General features: G+C 66.2%; 15 protein-coding genes. 10 read left to right on the forward strand and 5 right to left on the reverse strand.

The window, feature by feature from the left end; translation table 11 throughout:
- Window positions 1-109: 109 nt before the first annotated feature.
- The 4 genes from thiD to NR187_RS28755 all read left to right on the forward strand — a co-directional run bounded on the left by thiD (window position 110) and on the right by NR187_RS28755 (window position 4,032).
- Window positions 110-910: a bifunctional hydroxymethylpyrimidine kinase/phosphomethylpyrimidine kinase gene (thiD, locus tag NR187_RS28740; RefSeq protein ID WP_256808472.1), complete on the forward strand. Its 801-nt coding sequence runs from the start codon at window positions 110-112 to the stop codon at window positions 908-910.
- Window positions 911-1,128: 218 nt separating this feature from the next.
- Window positions 1,129-1,941: a UDP-2,3-diacylglucosamine diphosphatase gene (locus tag NR187_RS28745; protein ID WP_211385052.1), complete on the forward strand. Its 813-nt coding sequence runs from the start codon at window positions 1,129-1,131 to the stop codon at window positions 1,939-1,941.
- A complete protein-coding gene (locus tag NR187_RS28750) occupies window positions 1,942-2,985 on the forward strand; it encodes a glycosyltransferase family 1 protein (RefSeq protein ID WP_211385053.1) in 1,044 nt (347 codons plus the stop codon).
- Between the two features lie 63 nt (window positions 2,986-3,048).
- Window positions 3,049-4,032: a threonine/serine dehydratase gene (locus NR187_RS28755; protein WP_211385054.1), complete on the forward strand. Its 984-nt coding sequence runs from the start codon at window positions 3,049-3,051 to the stop codon at window positions 4,030-4,032.
- Window positions 4,033-4,318: 286 nt separating this feature from the next.
- Here the strand turns inward: NR187_RS28755 and NR187_RS28760 are convergent, their stop codons facing one another.
- Entirely contained in the window at window positions 4,319-6,130 is a 1,812-nt protein-coding gene (locus NR187_RS28760; RefSeq protein ID WP_256808475.1) for a caspase family protein, read from the reverse strand.
- A 164-nt stretch (window positions 6,131-6,294) separates the two neighbouring features.
- On the opposite strand from NR187_RS28760, the gene NR187_RS28765 reads away from it, so the two are divergent.
- Window positions 6,295-6,738, forward strand: a complete 444-nt coding sequence (locus NR187_RS28765; RefSeq protein ID WP_256808477.1) for an RbsD/FucU family protein — start codon at window positions 6,295-6,297, stop codon at window positions 6,736-6,738.
- Window positions 6,739-6,998: 260 nt separating this feature from the next.
- Here NR187_RS28765 and NR187_RS28770 read toward each other — a convergent pair whose 3' ends face one another.
- Window positions 6,999-7,316, reverse strand: coding sequence for an antibiotic biosynthesis monooxygenase (locus NR187_RS28770; protein ID WP_256808478.1), 318 nt, complete (start codon window positions 7,314-7,316; stop codon window positions 6,999-7,001).
- A gap of 232 nt (window positions 7,317-7,548) precedes the next feature.
- On the opposite strand from NR187_RS28770, the gene NR187_RS28775 reads away from it, so the two are divergent.
- Entirely contained in the window at window positions 7,549-7,908 is a 360-nt protein-coding gene (locus NR187_RS28775) for a hypothetical protein (RefSeq protein WP_211385058.1), read from the forward strand.
- Window positions 7,909-8,126: 218 nt separating this feature from the next.
- On the opposite strand, the gene NR187_RS28780 is transcribed toward NR187_RS28775, so the two are convergent.
- Window positions 8,127-9,488 carry a hypothetical protein gene (locus NR187_RS28780; RefSeq protein WP_256808480.1) on the reverse strand — a complete coding sequence of 454 codons (1,362 nt, stop codon included), beginning with the start codon at window positions 9,486-9,488 and terminating at the stop codon, window positions 8,127-8,129.
- A 75-nt stretch (window positions 9,489-9,563) separates the two neighbouring features.
- On the opposite strand from NR187_RS28780, the gene NR187_RS28785 reads away from it, so the two are divergent.
- Entirely contained in the window at window positions 9,564-10,760 is a 1,197-nt protein-coding gene (locus NR187_RS28785; protein WP_256808481.1) for an MFS transporter, read from the forward strand.
- Here NR187_RS28785 and dgcA read toward each other — a convergent pair.
- Complete coding sequence (gene dgcA / locus NR187_RS28790; protein ID WP_256808483.1) at window positions 10,730-11,725, reverse strand: N-acetyl-D-Glu racemase DgcA; 996 nt, start codon at window positions 11,723-11,725, stop codon at window positions 10,730-10,732. The two genes, NR187_RS28785 and dgcA, sit on opposite strands and share 31 nt — an antisense overlap.
- A gap of 146 nt (window positions 11,726-11,871) precedes the next feature.
- Here dgcA and NR187_RS28795 point away from each other — a divergent pair, with 146 nt between their 5' ends.
- From NR187_RS28795 to NR187_RS28805, 3 genes are read left to right on the forward strand one after another with little or no spacing between them, the layout of a single operon-like run.
- Complete coding sequence (locus NR187_RS28795) at window positions 11,872-13,005, forward strand: ABC transporter permease (protein WP_256808486.1); 1,134 nt, start codon at window positions 11,872-11,874, stop codon at window positions 13,003-13,005.
- Window positions 13,006-13,007: 2 nt separating this feature from the next.
- The gene (locus NR187_RS28800; protein WP_211385063.1) at window positions 13,008-13,790 is read left to right on the forward strand and encodes an ABC transporter ATP-binding protein; all 783 of its coding nucleotides are present in this window, start codon (window positions 13,008-13,010) and stop codon (window positions 13,788-13,790) included.
- A 16-nt stretch (window positions 13,791-13,806) separates the two neighbouring features.
- Complete coding sequence (locus NR187_RS28805; protein WP_211385064.1) at window positions 13,807-14,682, forward strand: MlaD family protein; 876 nt, start codon at window positions 13,807-13,809, stop codon at window positions 14,680-14,682.
- Window positions 14,683-14,926: 244 nt separating this feature from the next.
- On the opposite strand, the gene NR187_RS28810 is transcribed toward NR187_RS28805, so the two are convergent.
- Entirely contained in the window at window positions 14,927-20,632 is a 5,706-nt protein-coding gene (locus NR187_RS28810; protein ID WP_256808489.1) for a negative regulator of septation ring formation, read from the reverse strand.
- Window positions 20,633-21,029 lie beyond the last annotated feature (397 nt).

Here is a 21,029-nt window from a genome sequence, read left to right on the forward strand (position 1 = left end):
GCACCGGGCCAAGACCTGCTGATTCGCCGGCCGGCCCGGCTTGCTGGCGTTCCGTGGTCGCGCTAGGACAGATCATGGCGATGCCCCTCTCAAGCGAATGGTTCCGGCAATGACGACGCCTGTCGCTCTCACAATTGCCGGCTCCGATTCGAGCGGCGGCGCCGGCATCCAGGCTGACCTCAAGACCTTTGCCGCGCTCGGCGTCTATGGCGCGTCCGCCATCACGGCGTTGACGGCGCAGAACACGCGCGGCGTCACCGGCATTCACGCGGTGCCCGCCGAGTTCGTCACAGCGCAGATCGACGCGGTGTTCTCCGATCTCGACGTCGGCGCGGTCAAGATCGGCATGGTGGCCCAAGTCGCCAGCATCGATGCGATCGCAGCCGCGCTGTCGCGCTGGGCGCCCCGGCATATCGTGCTCGATCCCGTGATGGTGGCGACGTCGGGTGATCGCCTGCTCGCGTCCGAAGCCATCGACGCCCTGCGTACGAAGCTGATGCCGCTGGCCTCGGTGATCACGCCCAACCTGCCCGAGGCCGCGGCACTGCTCGACGAGGCGGTCGCGGCAAGCGAGACGGAGATCGAGAGCCAGGGGCGCCGGCTGCTGGCGCTGGGCTGCCGCGCGGTCCTGATCAAGGGCGGGCACGGCGAGGGCGCCGAGAGCATCGACTATTTCGTCGATGCCGAGAACACGATCGCGCTCGCCGCGCCGCGCATTGCCACCCGCAACACCCATGGCACCGGCTGCTCGCTGTCCTCGGCGGTCGCCGCGGGGCTGGCGAAAGGCGAGGACCTCGAACACGCCGTGCGTAGCGCCAAGGCCTGGATCAGCGCCGCGATCGCGGCCGCCGACCGCTTCGGCGTCGGCCACGGCCACGGGCCGATCCATCATTTCCACAAGTTTTACTGAGACCGGCTCCGAGCGGCGCGACGGCTGCTGCCGTTAACCAATAGGGCCACGGGGCCCGGGCTTTTTGCGGGCAGCCATTGCCGCTTCATGTCGCCGGATTGTCGCATGCGACTGATATTCGCGGGGAGGGCGAGGCAAGGCGTGATTCGTATCTGAGGGTGCCTCAAAAGTTCAATCGGTCATCCCTCTGTCACGGGATCTTGTTACAGGCATGTCGCATGGGAAGTTACGATGTGAGTGACGAGAGCCCTGAAAGGCGCTTTCGCACCTTGTTCATCTCCGACGTTCATCTCGGAGCCCGCGGTTCTCAAGCCGACCTTCTGCTCGACTTCCTGCGCTACCACGATGCCGATACGATCTATCTCGTCGGCGACATTGTCGACGGCTGGGCGCTGAAATCGAGCTGGCACTGGCCGCAATCGCATAACGACCTGGTGCAGAAGCTGCTGCGCAAGGCACGCAAGGGCGCCAAGGTCATCTACATCCCCGGCAATCACGACGAGTTCCTGCGCAATTACTACGGCACGCATTTCGGCGGCATCGACGTGGTCGAGAACACCGTCCACACCGGCGCCGACGGCAAGCGCTATCTCGTCATCCACGGCGACATCTTCGACCTCGTGGTGCAGAACGCGCGCTGGCTCGCCCATCTCGGCGACAAGGCCTACGACTTCGCGATCCAGATGAATCGCTTCGTCAACTTCTTCCGGCGCATGTTCAAGGTGCCGTACTGGTCGCTGTCGCAATGGGCCAAGCAGAAGGTCAAGAACGCGGTCAACTATATCGGCGCGTTCGAGCAGGCGCTCGCCGCCGAAGCGCGGCGCCACGACGCCGACGGCGTGATCTGCGGCCACATCCACTACGCCGTGATCCGCGACGAGGGCGGCATCCGCTACATGAATTGCGGCGACTGGGTGGAGAGCTGCACGGCGCTGGTCGAGCACGACGACGGTCATTTCGAGATCATCACCTGGGCTGATCAGGTGCAGAAGCCGTCACAAGTTCCGCAGGTCGCAGCAAGGGCAGCCTGAATGCGCATCCTGGTCGCGACCGACGCCTGGCACCCGCAAGTCAACGGGGTGGTTCGGACGCTGACCAAGCTTGCTGACGCCGCCAAGGGCTTCGGCGTCGAGTTCACGTTCCTGACGCCGCAATCGTTCCGCACCTTCGCGATGCCGAGCTACCGCGACGTCCGGCTCGCGATGCCGCGCCCGGCACGGATCGCGAAGCTGATCGAGGAAGCGCGCCCCGACAGCATCCACATCGCGACGGAAGGGCCGATCGGCCTGATGGTTCGCCGCTATTGCCGCCAGCGCAAGCTGCCGTTCACGACCAGCTTCCACACCCGTTTCCCCGAATATGTCCGCGCCCGGGTGCCGGTTCCGGAATCCCTGATCTGGCGGGCGCTGCGCCGTTTCCACGGGGCAAGCCGCGCCGTAATGGCGGCAACGCCTGCGCTCGCCAGCGAGCTGACCGAGCGCGGCTTTGCCAATGTCGTGCTGTGGCCGCGCGGCGTTGACACAAAACTGTTCCATCCCCGCGCGATTGATCTCTGCCTTCCGGCACCGGTGTTCCTCTCGGTCGGGCGCGTTGCGGTGGAGAAGAATCTCGAGGCTTTTCTCGAACTCGATCTGCCCGGCACCAAGGTGATCGTCGGCGACGGTCCGGCGCGTGCCGTGCTGGAAGAAGCCTATCCCGACGCGATCTTCCTTGGGCAGAAGCACGGCGACGAACTGGCCGACATCTATGCCGCCGCCGATGTGTTCGTGTTTCCGAGCAAGACCGACACCTTCGGCCTGGTCCTGCTGGAAGCACTCGCAAGCGGCCTGCCGGTAGCCGCCTTCCCGGTGAAGGGGCCCCGCGACGTGATCGGCGATGCGCCGGTCGGCGCCCTCGATCCCGATTTGCGCAATGCCTGCTTCGCCGCGCTCGACATCTCCCGGCAGGCCTGCGTCGAATTTGCCGCCGACTACACCTGGGAGGCCTCGGCCCGGGCGTTTGTGGACAGCATCAGGGCGGTCGGAGCCATGCTGCCAGGGCGAAACGGCGCGGAACAGCCACGTTTCGTTGCCTAAGAGGTGGAAACCCTCGCGCGGAGGTGTCTTGCCCACGCCTCATCCGCCGGGATAACATCTGCCATGACCGAACAGCTCCTCCCGATCGGCCCTGCCGACATCGATGCCGCAGCGCGCGTGATTGCGCCCTTCGCCGTCCGCACCCCGCTGTTGTCCTTTCCCGTGCTCAATGAGCGCGTCGGTGCCAAGGTGTTCCTGAAGCCGGAGATGCTCCAGCGCACCGGCTCCTTCAAGTTCCGCGGCGCCTTCAACAAGGTCGCATCGATCCCGCAGGACAAGCGCGCCGGTGGCGTCGTCGCGTTCTCCTCCGGCAACCACGCCCAGGGCGTGGCGGCCGCCGCAAAAATCCTCGACATGCAGGCGACCATCGTGATGCCCGCGGATGCGCCGCTGTCCAAGCGCGAGCGCACCAAATCCTACGGCGCCGAGGTCGTGCTGTACGATCGCGACCGCGACGACCGCGAGGCGATCTCGCGCGGCATCGCCGAGAAGCGCGGCGCGACGCTGGTCAGGCCCTATGACGATCCCTTCGTGATCGCGGGGCAGGGCACCGCCGGCCGCGAGATCGCGGAGGACATGGCGGCGCTCGGCCTCAGCCCCGACATCGTGGTGGCTCCGGCCTCCGGCGGCGGCCTGATCGCAGGCGTCGCGACCGCCGTGAAGGCGCGCTATCCGCTGGCCCAGATCGTGGTGGCCGAACCCGAGGCGTTCGACGATCACGGCCTGTCGCTGACGGCAGGTCATCGCGAGCCGCATGCGCCGGCCGGCCGCACCATCTGCGATGCGCTGATGGCCTTGATCCCCGGCGAGATGACGTTCGCCATCAACAGCAAGCTGCTCGCACGCGGCGTCACGGCGTCGGACAAGGAAGTCGGTGCGGCCGTCGCCTTTGCCTATCGCGAGCTGAAGCTCGTGGTCGAGCCGGGCGGCGCGGTGGGCTTGGCCGCGCTGCTCGCGGGCCGCCTCGACGTTGCCGGGAAGAACGTCGTCATCGTGCTCTCCGGCGGCAACGTCGACGCCGATCTGTTCGCCGAGCTGGTGGCCTGAGAACAATTTCGTGTGGCCCATCCATCCTTCGAGACGCCCGCTTCGCGGGCTCCTCAGGATGAGGACGAAATGCGCAGCAGCACTTTCAGCCGGTACCGATGCCTTCGAGCCTCATCCTGAGGAGCCCGCGAAGCGGTCGCCTCGAAGGACGAGGCGCGCGCTCAGGCCGCCCAAAGGCCACCTGGTAAGGACAGGCCGCGATGCAGCTGATCACGTCTATTCCCCGAACATGAAAGGGGCAGAGCGTTTCCGCTCTGCCCCTTTGTCGTTGTGTGGCCGACCGCGATCAGTGCATGAAGCCGCGATGGTTGTTGCCGCCGCCCATGCTCGGCGACTGGTTCATCGACTGGCGGAAGTTGTTGCCGTTGTTGTTGACCATCCGGTTGGTCGTGTTGAACTGCGGCCGGCTGTTGTTCTGGACCTGCACCTTGTTGACCGGGTTGGTGTTGATCTTGACGCCGTTGTTGACGCGGATCGGGTTGTTCTGGGTCTGAACCTTTACGGGCTTGGTCTCGACGGTCGAACCGCCCTTGCCGACATTCACCGGCATGCTCACGATCTTGCCGGGAGTGCCATTGGTCGTGCCGTTGCCAGTGCCGGCATTGTTGCCGCCGTTCTGCGTAATGTTGGTCGCCGGCAGCGTCACGATCTTGCCGATGCCGCCATTGGTGTTGGTCGTGTTGGTCGGCGCAGGCAGGGTGACGATCTTGCCCGGGGTCTGCGACGGCGTGCCGTTCTGCTGGTTGTTGCCCGCCGGCAGGTTGACGATCTGACCGCCGTTGCCGAGCTTGCCGATGCCGTTGTTGTCGCCCGGCTTCTGCATGATCGGCAGGTTGCCGCCCATCTGGCCACCGCCATTACCCTGCTGCATCAGTGGCATGTACTTCGGCTGGCCGAGATTGCCGACCTTGAAGGTCGGGTTGACGTTCTGCGGCGCCAGGAACCTGGTCGCCTGCATCAAGGGGACCAGCTTCGGCTGGGCTTCGAGCTTCAGCGCGACTTGCGCATAGGGGGTGTTGCCGTAGCTGTCGTAGAAGTTCTTGTAGCCGATCGGCGAGTTCGCGAGCACCGCCTTGTGCCAGGCCTGCGTGAGCAGCAGGTTGTTGAGCAGCCAGCGGACGTGGTCGCACAGCGGATCGTGCGGGTACATCTGGATGAACTCCTGATAGTACTCCGGCCGCGCCTCGGACACCACGTAATCATAGGCCTGGCGGGTCGAGCGGCTCGGCAGGTTGGAGGCCATCTGCACGACAGGCGCATTCACCGGCGCGCGGTTGGCGGCAACGGCGGTGTCGCCGAAGAAGGTGAAGTCGGAGGTCAGCGACGAGCTCTCCCACGGGATCTGCGCGCCGCTGGTGCTCTGGTTCACTTCGAGACGCACGCGCTTGAAGAGTTGCTCGATCGGCACGTTGGGCTCGCGCGCGACGTTCAGGAAGGCCTGGGTGTAGGGGCTGTGGCCACCGGTGCCGTCCTGCGCTTCCGCGCCCGGCGCGGTCGAGTAGCCGACGATCGAACCGTTCGGCGCATCGACGATGGCAAGGCCACGGCCGGCGTCGTTGACGTTCGGGAACGGGTTGTTGCGGCAGGCATCGAGGATGACGATGCGCATGCGGCTCGGGATCGTCTCCAGCGTCGACATCACGTCGACCAGGCGAACCGAGTTGTTGACGAGCTCGGTCTGGCTCGAGACCTTGGCGTCGACGGGAACGAGGTAGTTCTCGCCGGCGAGCTGCACGCCGTGACCGGCGTAGTAGACCATCGCCACCGTGTTCGGACCGCGCGCGGACACTTTGGCGGAGAAGTCCTGCACCACGCGGAGCATGTCGTTCTGGCCGAGATCGGTTGCGGCCACCACTTCGAACCCGGCCGAATTCAGGAACTTCGCCATCGACTCCGCGTCATTGTCGGGGTTGGCGAGCTGCGGCGCGTTCTGGTAGTTCGAATTGCCGATCACCAGCGCCACCCGCTGTTCCGGGCCTTGCAACGCGGTGGGGGCCGGCTCGACCGGGGCGACTTGCGCGGAAACGGGGCCGCAGGCGAAGCCGAACAGGCTTCCCAGCAGGCTAGCCGTCATCAGGAAAGGCTTTAGGCGGAACATGGCGTGCTCCTTTGGCACTGATCTCGATGCGAGATTGGTTGCGAGGAAGCTTGGCCGCGTTCGAGCTTGTGGTCCGTGATCGTGATCACCATGATAGGCTGCGTGATCTGAATCACGTTTGGAACCTGGTCAGGTTGGCGCCCGATGGGAGGACAGTCCGTCACATGCTGAAATCGATCGATCCGATCCTGACGCCTGATCTGCTCTGGCTGCTGGCTTCCATGGGCCATGGCGACGACCTCGTTTTCGTCGACGCCAACCACCCGGCCACCCGCATCGCGCAGAGCACCACATCGCAGCGCCTGATCCATCTGCCGGGCATGAGCATGGAGACCGCCATCCGCGCCATCATGTCGGTCTATCCGCTCGACGATTTCGATCCAGATCCGGTCCGCGTGATGATGCCGGTCGACGACCCCGACCGCGTCCCCGACGTGCAGCGCGCGGTGCTGGCCGAGATCGAACGCACCGTCGGCCGCCCAGTCGTTCCCGGAAAGCTCTCACGCCCTGACTTCTATCGCGCGGCAGCGGCGAGCTTTGGCGTGGTCCAGGTCGGCGACTGCAGAGGCTATGGCTGCTTCCTGATCAGGAAGGGCGTGATCAGCTAGGGTCAGTCATCAATTGGGACGGCCAGCCGATGCGCACAAGAAGACCGTCAGGCCGGATATTCCGACCTCGTAGAGCCCCCATTCGCGATGGCGCAGCACGCCGCCGGGCCGGATGATCAAATCGTCCACGCGGGCGGCGACGGCATCCACCTCGGGCGTGCGAATGATCGGCCCCGGTGCTCTATAGTCGTGGCCCGTTTCCCGATCCGCAAGGGCGCCGGCCGCAGAGATCGTCGATGATATTGTGACGCCGGACGAGATCAGCTGTGCCTGAAAGGGCCGACTTCGCGGATCACCTTGCAGATCTGCAGAAAGCCGCTGGCGTAGAACTCGGCATGTCCCCGCTTCATCGTCTCGACGTGTTCGGGGTGGGTGCGCCAGGCTTCGAGCGCGTCCTCCGAGGCAAAACGGAACACGGTGAGTTCCTCGCCGTCATCGGCCTTGAACGACTTGATCGACAGAAAGCCCGGAAGACGGCTGACGATATCGTACATGCGCCCGCCGAGGCGGTCGTGTTCGTCGACAGAGGCGCCGTCCCGCAATTGTAGATCGCCAATGACAATCACTTCGCCAATCATGTGTCCTCAACCTTCGGTGATGGAATTTCCGTCCCCGACCTCTTCGGTTTCGCGGGGGGCTTTGTTACATCGCGCCAGGCGAGATTGTTTTCGTGCACGGGTTGTTTCGGCGTGTGTCAATTCCTCGTCGTCGAAACATCGATCGTCGGATGTCGCCCGAAATTCCCGGTTGCGATGAACTTCGCCCCGAATTTGAATGGCCTGCCGGCATCCGACTGTCTATGATCGGTCCATGTCTCGCCTTATGTGTCTATCTGTCGCTATTGTCCTGTCGCTGCTGCCGGCTGTCGCCCCCGCTGCGTCAATCCAGAAACGCCACAAGCAGGCCTGGCAAGGCTACGGCTTCCTGCCGGGCTATCGTCAGCCGCTGAGCAACAGCATTCCGCTCTACAAGCAGAAGGACGCGATGCGGCGCCTGTCGCGCAACGACCGGCGCCACTGGTACATCGACCCGGTTCCGCAATATTACGGCTGGGATGGTGATTGGCATTATTTCGGCCGGCCCGGCTTCGGCGGCGGCCGCTACAACGGCGGCAGCTTCGGTCCGTGCTGGACTCGAACACCGATCGGCGCGGTCTGGAATTGCGGGTGATGGGGCGAGCAGGCGGCGGCTAGTCCGTTATTGCGAGAGCGCGCGCCTCACTCTCCTTCTGCGCCCCGGACGCAGTGTAGCGCTACTTCAGCGGTGCGCTGCAAAGCTGCAGCCCATCTTGCACAGGAATTCGTTGCTTGCGGGATCCCGGCTCTGCGCAGCGACGCCAAGGGCGTTGCAGCGCGTCCGGGACACGAGACCGAGTATGCTGCGTTCCCTTACGAGAAGAACGCGATCTTCTCGGCCTGGGTCATGCGGCGGATCGGCGCGAGGGGGTCGTTCGCTGCCGCGCGGGGCTTTTGCAAAATGCCGCTGGCGAGGATGGTGGCGCCGAGCGAGGCTTCCGGGACCGGCGAGGGCATCGGAAGCGATGCGGTCGGCGCCGCGGCGAATGTTGCCGTGGCGGCCATCGCAGGGGCCGGCTGCTCCATCACTTCGGCGGCGGCTTCCGCGATGGCGTTGGTGAGGCGCGCCAGCGATTCCATCGCGATCGGCGCTTCCTCGGCGGGCTCTTCCATCACCGGTGCGATCGGTTTCGGCATCTCGGCGGCAATGGGCGCTGCGGCCTCCGCAACCATCGGGTCCGCAACGGCCGCTTCCATCTCGACGGGCTCGATGATCTCGTCGAACTCCGGATCGGGTGCAGCCATCTCCAGCGCGATGGCGTCAAGTATGGCTTCGTCCTCGGCTTCCGCGGCGGCATCCGGCGCAAACGCGTCGGTCACCTCCGTGAAGGCGGCGGGCTCTGCAATAGCGGTGTCGTCAGGCGCGATCTCGCTCTCGGCGGCGATCTCGGGCCCGGCGGCGGCGTTCATTGCCTCCTCGGCGACGACGAACGCTTCGGCGGCGCCGGCCGTCTCCACGGCCGGTTCGGGCTCGGGGGCCTTGGCGATGTCCTGCGGCGGCTCCGTAAAAGCCACGGGCGCTTCGCTTGCCATCGCGGCAGGCGCGACCTCCGCAGGCGATGCGTCCGCCACGGGCGATGCTGCGTTCTGCTCCGCAGCCGGCGAGGGCCGCACCGCAGCTTGCGGCTTCGTGTCGCCGTCGGCCTCCAGCTGCTCGATCCGATCCCTGAGCAGATCGAATGCGGCCTGGAGCTCGACGCGGGGATCGATGGTCGAAACCTGTCCGCAGGCCGCCTCGATGGAGGCGAGCTGCGAATCAATCAGGTCGCAGATTCGCCCGTCGGCGCCGATCTCGCGCCAGCGCCAGGAGATCTCCTTGATGATGCGCACGCCGCGCGGGATCGCAGCGAGGATCGCCTCGATCGCCGCGGGATCGACGGCCGCGATCGCGATAGTCTCGGCTTCGCGAATGGCGCGGCGGATCTCGACCAGCGCTTCGGGCAGGCGGTCCTCGACGACGGGTTGTCGCTGTGCCGCAAGGGTTTCTTCGATTTTCGCGACCGCATTGAGCACCATGGCCGTGTCGGCATTGCGGTTGCGCTTGGCATATTCGCCGAGGAACCAGCGGCCGCGCGCGGTCTCCATGAAGGCTTCGCGGATCGCGTCGTAATCCTGCTCGTTCGGCTCGGCCGCGCGGGCAGACATGGGCGAGAGGGCGAATGCTTCGTTGGCCATGACAATCTCGTCGCGCAAATCACCGCGCGTTACTGTAACGATCACCACGATATCGACCGAATCGCAATTGGTTTGATGGCACCCGAATCACAAATCCCCATCGCAGCGCTCTCGGGGCGGCGATTCGCCCGCTACCTTGCGCTGTTCTACAGCACGTCATTCGCTGTCATGGGCACCCATCTGCCGTTCTTTACGGTGTGGTTGAAGGCCATCGGCATCGAGCCGGCCTGGATCGGGATCATCGGCGCCGTTCCAGCCGTCACGCGCTTCACGACGCTGCCCTTCGTGACGAGCCTTGCCGAACGGCGCCAAGCGTTGCGCGGAGCGATGATCCTGACGGCGTCGGCCACCGCGCTCTGCTTTGCACTCGTCGGCACCCAGCAGCAGCCTTGGCCGGTGCTGCTGCTCTACATTGCGACCTGCTGCTGCTGGACTCCGTTGTTGCCGCTCACCGATGCTTACGCGTTGCGCGGCGTCGCCCGTTACAAGCTCGATTACGGACCCTTGCGGCTCTGGGGATCGGTCGCGTTCATCCTCGGTGCGCTTGCCTGCGGTTTTTTGGTCGACATGATCGCCGCGCGTCAGCTGATCTGGGTCATCGTTGCGATGGCGACAGTCTCGGCCATGGCCACGCTTTCGCTTCGTCCGCTGGAGGATGCGCCGCGATCGACGAGGGGAACGCAGGCCGGCAAGGCCCTGCTGCGCGATGCGGGCTTCCTGGCCATCATCTCTGCGTCCGCGCTGATCCAGTGCAGCCACGTCGCCTTCTACACGTTCGCCTCGATCAACTGGCAGAGCCAGGGTCTCGGCGGGTTGACGATCGCGGGACTGTGGGCGCTCGGCGTGCTTGCCGAGATCGTCGTCTTCGCGCTGTCGCCACGCTTCTCGCTACACCCGTCGCTGCTGGTGGTGATCGGAGGCTTGAGCGCCGTGGTGCGCTGGCTGATCACCGCGCAGGATCCGCCGATCGCCATGCTCGCGCTCGCCCAGCTCGGGCACAGCTTGAGCTTCGGCCTCACCCAGGTCGGCGTGATGAATCTCATGGTGCGTCACGTTCCCTCGCATCAGATGGCACGCGGGCAGGGATATTACGCGGCAACCAACGGTCTCCTGAGTTCGGCGACGTCGATCGTCTCGGGCGTGCTCTACGCGCGCTATGGCGAGGGGTTGTACTACGTCATGGCCGCGATGGCCGCTGCCGGTGCCCTCGTGATGTGGTCGGCGCGGCACCGGCTCAAGGCTCATCCCCACAGCGAAGCGTCCGGCGGATAGACCAGGCTGTCGTCATAGCGCAGGGCGTGATCGCGATCGCGCGCCAGCAGCAGCGGGCCGTCGAGATCGACGAAGCGCGCCTGCGGCGTCACCAGCATCGCCGGGGCCATCGACAGCGAGGTTGCCACCATGCAGCCGATCATGATCTCGAAGCCGAGCGCCTGCGCGGCGTCCGCCATCGCGAGCGCCTCGGTGAGGCCGCCGGTCTTGTCAAGCTTGATGTTGACGGCGTCGTAGCGCTCGCGGAGCGGCGCCAGCGAGCGGCGATCGTGCACGCTCTCGTCGGCGCAGACCACGAGCGGCCGCTTGATCCGCGCCAGCGTGCCGTCCTTGCCGGCCGGCAGCGGCTGCTCGACCAGGGTGACGCCGGCGGCGGCGCAGGCGCTCAGATTGTGCTCCAGATTGGCCTCGGTCCAGGCCTCGTTGGCATCCACGATCAGCTCGGATTCGGGGGCGACCTTGCGCACCGCGGCGATCCGCTCCGGATCGCCGTCGCCGCCGAGCTTGATCTTGAGTAGCGGCCGGTGCGCCGCCCTGGCGGTCGCCGCCGCCATGGCGTCGGGGGGGCCCAGCGAGATCGTGTAGGCCGTGGTGCGCTCGCCCGGCACCGGGCGGTCGAGCAGGCTCCAGGCGCGCAAGCCGGCCGCCTTGGCTTCCAGATCGATCAGGGCGCAATCCAGGGCATTACGGGCCGCGCCGGGCGGCATGGCCGCCTGGAGAGCCTGGCGGGTGAGGCCGCCGGCCACGGCCTCCCGCATGGCCTGGATGGCCGCGAGCGTCGCCTCGGGCGTCTCGCCATAACGGGGATAGGGCACGCATTCGCCGCGGCCGGTCAGGCCGTCCCGGCTGACCTCGGCCATGACGGTCACGGCCTCGGTCTTGGCGCCCCGGCTGATGGTAAAACTGCCGGCGATGGGGAAGCGCTCGATTCGCGCGGCGAGAACCGGAACTTTGCTGGAAGTCATTTTGAACTCTGGCGAAATCTGAACCTGCTAGTTACCTCTAGCAACTAACGTTAACCAGTTGGGGATACCTTCTCCGGGTAAGGGCGCGTGCGCAACCATCTGATGAGTCTATCCGTTTCTTGCGCCCCGGCACGGGAGCGGACATCTTGAACAGCGATCCGAAGCTGGAACGGATTGCGAAGGGCAATGCGCTGGCACTCTGCGCCACCGGAACCTGGACCGCGAGCTTCGCCCCGGTCCTGGAGCGGATGGTGGCGGACGCCGAAAAGCTCGCGGGCGGTTCGCAAAGCGTCTTCATCGACGTCTCCGAGGTCGCCAAGCTCGACACTTTCGGTGCCTGGCTGATCGAGCGGCTGCGCCGCAGCCTCACGCAAGGCGCCGTCGAGGCGCAGATCGCCGGGCTCTCCACCAATTATGCGAGTCTCGTCGACGAGGTGCGGCGGGTACGGGCGACGCCCGTCGTCGACGGCAGCACGATCACCATCACCGGCATGCTGGAGCAGATCGGCCGGACCGTGGCCGGCGTCGGCGGCACCGTGGCGAGCCTGATCGACATGCTCGGCGCGGTGCTCGCGGCGGGTTTTCGCGTGCTGATCCATCCGCGTTCGCTGCGCCTGACCTCGACCGTGCATCATCTGGAACAGGTCTGCTGGCGCGCGGTGCCGATCATCGTGCTGATCACCTTCCTGATCGGCTGCATCATCGCGCAGCAGGGTATCTTTCATTTCCGCCGCTTCGGCGCCGATATCTTCGTCGTCGACATGCTCGGCGTGCTGGTGCTGCGCGAGATCGGCGTCCTCCTGGTCGCGATCATGGTGGCGGGCCGCTCGGGCAGCGCCTACACCGCCGAGCTCGGTTCGATGAAGATGCGCGAGGAGATCGACGCGCTGCGCACCATGGGGTTCGACCCGATCGAGGTCTTGGTGCTGCCGCGCATGCTGGCGCTGGTGCTGGCGCTGCCGATCCTCGCCTTTCTCGGCGCGATGGCCGCGCTCTATGGCGGCGGTCTCGTCGCCTGGCTCTATGGCGGCGTCGATCCCGAAGCCTTCCTGCTGCGCCTGCGCGACGCCATCTCGATCGACCATTTCATCGTCGGCATCGTCAAGGCGCCGGTCATGGCCGCGGTGATCGGCATCGTCGCCTGCGTCGAGGGCCTCGCCGTGCAGGGCAGCGCTGAATCGCTCGGCCAGCACACGACGGCGTCGGTGGTGAAGGGGATCTTCTTCGTCATCGTCATGGACGGCGTGTTCGCGATCTTCTTCGCCTCGATCGGGATGTGACGATGGCGCAGGAGGTTCAAGGCGGGATTCAAAACCCCATCATCCGCGTCCGCGACATCACCGTGCAGTTCGGCGCGACGCGCGTGCTCGACGGCCTCAACCTCGACGTCAAGCGCGGCGAGATTTTGGGCTTCGTCGGCCCCTCCGGCGCCGGCAAGTCGGTGCTGACGCGCACCATCATCGGCCTGGTGCCGAAGGTCGCGGGCTCCATCGAGGTGTTCGGGGTCGACCTCGATTCCTCCAGCACGTCGCAGCGCCGCAACGTGGAGCGCCGTTGGGGCGTGCTGTTCCAGCAGGGCGCGCTGTTCTCCTCGCTGACGGTGCGGCAGAACATCCAGTTTCCGATGCGTGAGTACTTGCGGGTCTCGCAGCGGCTGATGGACGAGATCACCATCGCCAAGCTGACAATGGTCGGCCTCAAGCCCGAAGTCGCCGATCGCTTCCCCTCGGAACTGTCCGGCGGCATGATCAAGCGCGTGGCGCTGGCGCGCGCGCTGTCGCTCGATCCGGATCTCGTCTTCCTCGACGAGCCGACCTCGGGCCTGGACCCGATCGGCGCCGGCGACTTCGACGAGCTGGTGAGGACGCTCCAGCGCACTTTGGGGCTGACCGTTTTCATGGTAACGCACGACCTCGACAGCCTTTACACAGCATGTGACCGCATCGCCGTTTTAGGGAACGGTAAGATCATTGCGGCAGGCTCGATCGCCGACATGCAGGCCTCGCAGCATCCCTGGCTGAGACAATATTTCCATGGCAAGCGCGCTCGCGCGGTAATGAGCTGAGGTGCTGGAGTAGCTGATGGAAACGCGGGCGAATTACGTATTGATCGGATCGTTCACGCTGGCGGTGATCGCCGCGGCGATCGGCTTCGTGCTGTGGTTCCAGTCGCTGCACACCACCAAGCAGCGCAGCCCCTTGCGCGTCGTGTTCGAGGGCCCGGCGGCGGGCCTGCGCAACGGCGGCAGCGTCAACTTCAACGGTATCCGGGTGGGTGAAGTGGTCTCGGTGAAGCTGGACAACCCGCGGCGGGTCGTCGCACTCGCCATGGTCGAGAACAACGCCCCGATCCGCAAGGACACGCTGGTCGGCCTCGAATTCCAGGGCCTGACCGGCGTTGCCGCGATCTCGCTCAAGGGCGGCGAGGAGGCGGCCCCGCCGCCGCCGCTCGACGAGGACGGCATCCCGACGCTGACGGCTGATCCCAACAAGCTCCAGGACGTCACCGAGGCGATCCGCGGCACGCTCCAGAACATCAACAGGATCGTCGCCGACAATCAGGAGTCGGTGAAGAACTCCCTGAAGAACCTCGAGACCTTCACCAACTCGCTGGCGCGCAACTCCGAGAAGATCGACGGCGTGATGGCCAGGGTCGACGGCGTCATGCTCAAGGCCGACAGCCTCATGCTCGGCCTCAACACGCTGGCCGGCGGCAAGGACGGCGGCGAGCTGTTCCAGGCGGTGAAGTCGATCCGCGAACTGGCTGACGATTTCGACAAGCGCTCCGGATTGCTGATCACGGACGGCCGCCGTACCCTCGGCGACATCAGCCGCGCCGTGAACAATTTTGATCGCAACCCGACCCGCGTGCTGTTCGGCGCCAGCAACAGTGCGCCAGCGGCCGCTCCGCCGCCGCCCGAGCCGCCGAAGCCGGCAGCGGCGCCCAAGCGGCAATAGTAGCTGGTTCGCGCGCTTCTCACCGTCGTCATTGCGAGCGAAGCAAAGCAATCCAGACTGCCTCCGCGGGGACAGTCTGGCTTGCTTCGTCGTAAGAGCTCTCGCGATGACGGTGCTTGTAGGGGCCGTAATTCCCCGATGCGCAGTGAGCTGCTCGTGCAATGACAATCCAAAACAAAACGGAGCCCGCGAGGGCTCCGTTTTTCATTCGCTATTCGCTACTCGCCATATCGCAAGTTGCGTCTTACCCCAGCCGGCCTGCCGCGTGCGCCAGCAGCGTGTACACCAGGCCCGTTTCCGAGGTCAGGTGGTTGCGCAGCTCCTGCGGGCCGCGGCCGTCGCGAGCGACTTCGTCCAGCAGGCGTTCGAACTCGGCGACGTAGCGGTCGACCGTGCCCTTGAAGTTGCGGTCGGCGCGGTACTTGCGGGCGACCTCGTCGAAGGCCTTCTGGCCGGCGGGCGTGTAGAGGCGCTTGGTGAAGGCCTTGTTCTCGCCGCGCTGGTAGCGGTCCCACATCTCGGCGGCAAGGTTGCGGTCCATCAGCCGGCCGATGTCGAGCGACAGCGATTCCAGCGGATTGCCGCCACCCTGCGGAGCCTGCGGCTGCGGGGCCGGCGCAGCCTGGCGGCCGCGCGGCGCTTCACGCCCCGCGGGCGCGCCCTGGTTGGCGTCCGTGCGGTTCAGCAGGTCGGACAGCCAGCCGTCGCGGCCCTGATCGTTGCCCGCGGGTGCAACCGGCGGAGCCTCGGTGCGGCGCGCGGCCGGCATGCCGAGGTCGGGCGGCGGCAGCGTCGAGGCGCTGCCGGTGTCGCGCACGCGCGTCTCGGTGCTGCGCGCGCCGACGGTCGCCAGCATCGGCTCTTCCTGGCGTTGCACGCTGGCGCGGCCCGTCGTGGTGACGTCGAGGCCGCGGCCGTGCTGAGCCACAATGCGGTTGAGCTCGGCGAGGGCCTCGATCTGGTCGACGATCACCTTGCGCATCTGCGCGGTGCTCTCGGCGGCCTCCTGCGGCATCTCGAGCACGCCGCGGCGCAGCTCGTTGCGGGTGGCTTCGAGCTCATTGTGCATCTCGAACGCCATCTGCTTCATGCTGGAGACGAGGTTGCCGAACTTCTCAGCCGACTGCTTGAACATCGCATCCGCCTCGTCGGTGGTCTGGCGGTAGATGTCCTGCATGGCCTCGATGGTCTGGCGGTGCTCCTCCTCGGAGGCCGACCGCACCGCCTCGAACTGGCGGGTGATCGCGGCCGAACCTGCGCCGGCGGTCTCCGCGACGACGCGGGCGATGTCGCGGGCACGCTCTTCGGCGGCTGCCAGCGATTCATCGAGCAGGCCGGTGAAGCGCGACAGACGCTGGTCGAGATCGGTCGTGCGCAGGTCGATCGTGGTGACGAGCGATTCCAGCGCCTGCTTGCGTTCGGCCAGCGAGGCGGTGGTGTTCTTGTTGCTCTGCTCGACGACCTTGGCGGCCTCGACGAGCGCCTTGCCGTGCGCGTCGAACTGGGTCGACAACTCGCCGAGATCCTGCAGCGCCCGGGTGGTCTTCGTGTTGAAGACGTTGAGCTGGTCTTCGAGGTTCTGCGTCGCAGCCCCGTTGCGCGAGGTGACGTCGTTCATCGCCGAGACGAAGTCGGCGACGCGCGTCACCAGCGCCCGCTCGAGCGAGTTGAGGTTGTCGTGCGCGCCGGTCAGCACCTCCTGGAGCAGGATGTTGCCTTCGCGCAGGCGTTCGAACAGGGCGACCGTGTCGGTGCGCAGGATCTTGCTGGTCTCCTGCATCTCGGTGACGGCCGCGATCGAGACCTGGCGCGACTGGTCGATCGCCGCGCGCGAGGCCTGCTCGAGGTCCTTGAGCGACTTGTTGACGGCACCCGTCGCCATCTCGCTCGCCGAGTTGATGGTCCGCGCCACCTCGGAGCCGTTGCCCATCATCGTCTGCGAGAACGCGTGGCCGCGCGTCTCGATCGACTTCAGCGCGTCCGACGTGACGCGGTCGATGTCGAGCGTGAGCTGGCTGGTCTTCGAGCCGATCGCGTCCACGAGCGAGCCGCGCTTGGCGTCGATCATGTTCGCGAGACGGTCGGACTGCTGCTGCACATAGGTGACGATCTCGTCGGTCTTGCCGGTCATGGCCTGGCCGAAGCTGCTGCTGGCGGCGAGCACCGAGCGCTCGACGTCGGCCGAGCTCGACTTGACCCGCGAGCTGGCCTCGTTGGAGGCGTTGATCAGCGCGTTCTGGGCGTTGAGCGCACTGGTCTGGATGTCGTTGGTCGCGTTCGCGGTGGCCGCGCTCAGCGTGCGCTCGATCTCGGTCGAGATCGTGCGGATCTGGCTGGCGGCATCCGCCGACGTCGAGGTCAGCGAAGTCTGCGCCTCACGCGCGCTGTTGAGGATGGTCGAGGCGGTGTCGGCGCCGACCGAGGTCAGCGTGCGCTCGATGTCCGTGGTCAGAGACTTGATCTGGCTCGCCGCGTCCGTCGAGGCGGAGATCAGCGTGCCCTGGGCCTCGCGCACGCCGCTGGTGAGTGCCTCGATGGTGGCGCCGCCGGCGGTCGCCAGCGCGCGCTGCATCTCGGCCGCCAGCGAACGGACCTGGCTGGTCTGTTCGGCCGAGACCGACAGCAGGGTGGTCTGGGCGTCGCGGGCGCTGGACGTGATCGTCTCGGCGGTGGACTGGCCGACCTGCGAGAGCGAGCGATGGACCTCGGCCGCGAGCGACTTGACCTGGCTCGCGGCATCCGAGGACGCCGTGACCAGGGTGCTCTGTGCCTCGCGCGCACCGGTCATGATGGACTCGGCCGTCGCGGTGCCCGCCATAGAGAGCGAGCGCTGCACGTCCGAGGACAGCGCCTTGATCTGGTTGGCGGTCTCGCTCGAGGCCGCGATCAGCGCGCTCTGCGCGTCGCGGGCGCCGGCGGTGATCGATTCCGCCGTGGTGGTGCCCGCCATAGAGAGCGAGCGCTGCACGTCGGCGGTGAGGGTCTTGACGTGGTTGGCCGCATCGGAAGAGGCCGTGACGAGCGTGGTCTGCACCTCACGGGCGCCGGCCAGGATCGAGGCTGCGGTCGCCGAGCCTGCCGCCGACAGCGTGCGTTCGACGTCGGCCGACAGCGACTTGATCTGGTTGGACGCATCGCCGGATGCGGCGACCAGGGTCGACTGGGCCTCGCGGGCGCTGCTCAGGATCGAGTTCGCGGCGCCGGTGCCGACCGCGGTCAGCGCGCGCTCGACCTCGGAGGAGGTCAACTTGAGCTGGGCGTTGACGTCGGAGGAGACCGTCATCAGCGACTGCTGCGCGGTGCGCGCACCGGTCTGGATGGTCTCGCTGGTGTTGACCACGAGGTTGGTGAGCGAGCGCTCGGCGTCCTCGACATGCGAGCGGATCGCCGTCGAGATCATCTCGGCGCGGGACATCATGTCCTCGCTGGCCTGGCGGCCGCTGCTCTCGATGCGGCCGGCGACGGCCTCGACACGCGAGCCGAGCAGGTCCTCGAACTGCGCCACGCGCACGTCGATGTCGCTAGCGACCGAGCCGACCTTGGTCTCGATGGCCTGGTGGATGTCCTGGAAGCGTGCCGTGACCGTGTCGGTCAGATGCATGCTGCGGCCGTCGATCAGCTCGGCGACGCTGGTGATGCGGCGGTCGACCGCCTCGATCGCCTGGGCGGTGCCGTCCGTGAGGGTCGAGGTCAGGATCGTGAGGCGCGTGTCGATCGACTGTACGGCCTGCGAAGCGCCGTTCGTCAGCGCGGTGTTGAGGTAGGTGAGGCGGGAGTCGATGGACTCGAGCGCCTGCGAGGCGCCACCGGTGAGGGTGGTCGTCAGATGCGTCAGGCGCGTATCGATCGCCTGGATCGTCTGCGAGGCGCCATCGGTCAGCGTTGTCGTCAGGTTGGTGAGACGGGAGTCGATGGACTCGAGCGCCTGCGACGCGCCGCCGGTGAGCGTCGTCGTGAGGTGCGTCAACCGCGTATCGACCGACTGGATCGCCTGCGCGGCACCGTCGGTCAGCGACGAGGAGAGCGTGTTGAGGCGTACGTCGATGGTCTCGGTGACGGACCTTGCGCGGGTATCGAACGACTGCTCGAGCGCGCTGACGCGGCTGCCGAGCTGTTGGTCGAATGTCTTGATGTGACCTTCGATGGTGCTGTCGAGGCTGGAGATCTTGCCGTTCAGCGAGGCATCCAGATTGGTGACACGTTCGCCGATCGTGGTCTCGAACTGCACCAGGCGCTGATCGAGCTTCGCGGTGATCTCGCCTCCGTTTTCGGTGAAGCGGGTGTCGAAATTGTCGACATAGGTCTTCAGCGACTCATGGATGTCCTGCGTGCGCTGGCCCATGCGATCGACGATTTCGCCGCCGAACGTCTTCACGGTGCGGTCGAACTCGGAGATGTGGCGGGTGATCAGCGCGCCCAGCGTGCCCGAGTCGCGGGCGAACTTCTCGACCAGCTCGGTGCCCTGGTTCTTCACCAGCTCGTCGAAGGCGCTCATCTGCAGCGACAGCGAGTCGTGCGCGGTCTCGGTCTGACTCACGACCTTGGCAACGAGGGTGTTGACGGTGGCGTCGAGCGCCTCGCTCGCCTTGTCGCCGCTCGTCATGATCTGGTTGGCGAGCCGGCTGCCGGCGTCGTCGATCTTGGCCGAGATGTCGTTGGAGCGCAGCTCGAGCTCGAGCAGCAGCGAGTCCGACGAATTCTTCAGGCTGTCGTGCACCTGCTCGGTGCGCTCGGAGATGCCGTCGACGATCGCGGCGGAGCGCTGCTCGAACTCGCCGGTGATGCGGTCGATGCGCTCGTTCAGCATCTCGTGGACGCGGTCGGCGAGGTCGACGAACTCGTCGTGGACGTGGCCGGTCTTGAAGTTGAGGCTGGTGGTCAGCCGCTCGCTGGCGTCGAGCACGGCGCGCGTGGTCTCGTTGCTGGCCTCCTCGAGGCGGTCGAGCAGGTCGCCGCCGCGCTCGCCGAGGGCGAGGATCATGTTGTCGCCGGCATTGCTCAGGGCGCCGGTGATGTGGGCGCCGCGCTCTTCGAGAGCGCCGGTGATGGACTTGGCGACCTCGTCGACACGCGAGGCGATCGCGTCCGAGATCAGCGCGATGTCGTGGCGCAAATCGATCTGCACACCGGAGATGGCGCTGCGGACCTGCTCTGCCTGGCCGACCAGGTTGTCGCGCTGATGCGCGATGTCCTGGAGCAGGGCGCGGATGCGCACTTCGTTGTCCGAATAGGCGCGTTCGAGCGCCGCGACCTCGTTGGCGACCAGCGTCTCGAGTTCGCCGGCGCGCGCGATCGCGCGCTCGATGCCGTCGCCCATCGCCGCGACCTCGCGGCGGATGGCCTGGCCGACGGTGACCATGGAATCGGAGGCCGAGCCTTCTGGCTCGGAGAAGCGAATCGCGACCTGCGCCATCGCCTGCGCGATCATGCGCATTTCCTGGCCGCGCCAGACCAGGCTCGCGAGGAAGTAGAACAGCATGATCGGCGCGAAGAACATCGCGATCAGGCCGGCGATGACGAGCACGCCGCCGCTCTGGCCCATGGCGGCCTGGATCGAGGGCAGGAAGCCGACCGTCAGCGCCGCGCAGGCTGCGAGCCATACGCCGGCGAAAATGGTGGCGAAGGTGTAGACGCTGCGGGCAGGGCGGCCCTTCTGAAGCGCCTGGAGCAACTGGCCGATGGTCTCGCGGTCGTCGTTGGCGGCACGGCGCGAGGAGCGCGGCTCCTCGATCGGATCGAACACCGCCCGTTCGTTCGCGGCAGGACGCGGCTCGAAGCCCGGTTCGTCGAACATCGGGGGAGCCGGCGGGGCTACCGGAGGTGGCGTTTCGCTGCGCATCGAGGCGTTGCGGCTGGTGTCCGCAGCGGTGTCGCTGATGTTCAGGGCTTCCTGGATCGCAGAAAGCGCAACTTCTGTGGGGTCTTTGACCTTTTTCGGAGTGTTCGCCATGTTCAGTCCGAGCCCTCGTTACTTTTACGCGTCCCCCCGCGAGCCCTGCGCGCTACGCAAGCCCACAGACCGGATCATGCCGCTTGCGCGGATCTCCGAGCCATCCCCACCCGGACGGCTTGTCCGCCAATTTCCGCAACATCCTATTGGCAGAGCGTCGCGAATGAAATGCCTGCGATTAAGACAATCTTAATCATCGTTAACAGGATCGCGCCGTAACGCCTTAGCAATAAATGCAATTCTCCACGGGACTCGCCGGATTGCGGCAACTTTTCGTCAATAAACGGGCGGATTTACGTAAAACGGCCCGAACACTTCGTTAACCATTTCCGTGCTTCGGTGAGAGGAACCTGACCGCCGGACCGGCGGACATCGCGCGATGCCGGGGGCCTGCGCC

Source organism: Bradyrhizobium sp. Bra64 (assembly GCF_024519875.1).
GTDB classification, from domain to species: Bacteria; Pseudomonadota; Alphaproteobacteria; order Rhizobiales; family Xanthobacteraceae; genus Bradyrhizobium; species Bradyrhizobium japonicum_G.

Coding starts and splice junctions, on each gene's coding strand:
- NR187_RS28755 (WP_211385054.1), top strand. CDS start 3,049: ATGACCGAACAGCTCCTCCCGATCGGCCCTGCCGACATCGATGCCGCA.
- NR187_RS28745 (WP_211385052.1), top strand. CDS start 1,129: ATGGGAAGTTACGATGTGAGTGACGAGAGCCCTGAAAGGCGCTTTCGC.
- NR187_RS28775 (WP_211385058.1), top strand. CDS start 7,549: ATGTCTCGCCTTATGTGTCTATCTGTCGCTATTGTCCTGTCGCTGCTG.
- NR187_RS28770 (WP_256808478.1), bottom strand. CDS start 7,316: ATGATTGGCGAAGTGATTGTCATTGGCGATCTACAATTGCGGGACGGC.
- NR187_RS28805 (WP_211385064.1), top strand. CDS start 13,807: ATGGAAACGCGGGCGAATTACGTATTGATCGGATCGTTCACGCTGGCG.
- NR187_RS28750 (WP_211385053.1), top strand. CDS start 1,942: ATGCGCATCCTGGTCGCGACCGACGCCTGGCACCCGCAAGTCAACGGG.
- NR187_RS28810 (WP_256808489.1), bottom strand. CDS start 20,632: ATGGCGAACACTCCGAAAAAGGTCAAAGACCCCACAGAAGTTGCGCTT.
- NR187_RS28760 (WP_256808475.1), bottom strand. CDS start 6,130: ATGTTCCGCCTAAAGCCTTTCCTGATGACGGCTAGCCTGCTGGGAAGC.
- NR187_RS28765 (WP_256808477.1), top strand. CDS start 6,295: ATGCTGAAATCGATCGATCCGATCCTGACGCCTGATCTGCTCTGGCTG.
- NR187_RS28800 (WP_211385063.1), top strand. CDS start 13,008: ATGGCGCAGGAGGTTCAAGGCGGGATTCAAAACCCCATCATCCGCGTC.
- NR187_RS28785 (WP_256808481.1), top strand. CDS start 9,564: ATGGCACCCGAATCACAAATCCCCATCGCAGCGCTCTCGGGGCGGCGA.
- NR187_RS28780 (WP_256808480.1), bottom strand. CDS start 9,488: ATGGCCAACGAAGCATTCGCCCTCTCGCCCATGTCTGCCCGCGCGGCC.
- dgcA (WP_256808483.1), bottom strand. CDS start 11,725: ATGACTTCCAGCAAAGTTCCGGTTCTCGCCGCGCGAATCGAGCGCTTC.
- thiD (WP_256808472.1), top strand. CDS start 110: ATGACGACGCCTGTCGCTCTCACAATTGCCGGCTCCGATTCGAGCGGC.